This window comes from Roseibium sp. AWQ4_290 (assembly GCF_056160985.1).
The window spans coordinates 1-538 of record NZ_JBSWYG010000059.1; the positions used below are offsets into that span (position 1 = coordinate 1).

General features: G+C 56.1%; 1 pseudogene. It reads right to left on the reverse strand.

What is annotated here, in order from left to right:
• Nucleotides 1-486, reverse strand: a pseudogene (locus tag ACXAH0_RS25120) (transposase); the annotation flags it as partial.
• Nucleotides 487-538 lie beyond the last annotated feature (52 nt).

Genomic DNA, 538 nt, shown 5'->3' on the forward strand with positions numbered 1-538 from the left:
ACCAGCGATAGAAGGTTGGCCGCGACACGCCGATCTGTTCCAGCGTCCTTTTCACCGGCTGGTGCGATTGCTCGACCAGTCGGATGATTTCGAGCTTCTCGGAGGCGGGATATCTCATTCGATATCCTCCCCATCCCCGATCACGCTTTTTTTGAGAACACGGTTTTCCAGCGTCAGATCGGCCACGACTTCTTTCAGGTCACGCATTTCGCGCTTCAGATCCGTCACTTCACCTGACGTCGCCTGCCGCTCGGTGTCGCCTGAAAGCCGCTTCTTGCCGGCTTCCAGGAACTCTTTCGACCAGGTGTAATAAAGGCCTTGAGCAATCCCCTCGCGGCGGCACAGTTCGGCGATCGAATATTCCCCGCGCAAACCTTCCAGCACAATGCGGATCTTCTCCTCGGCCGAGAATTTGCGCCGCGTCTTCCGGCGAATGTCTTTCACATGTTTTTCGGCCGATCCTTCCGGCCCGGATTTCTGTCTCATCTTCGCTCCCTTGGCGGGCTACGATGTGCCAGAAATCCTCCTTAAGCAATTT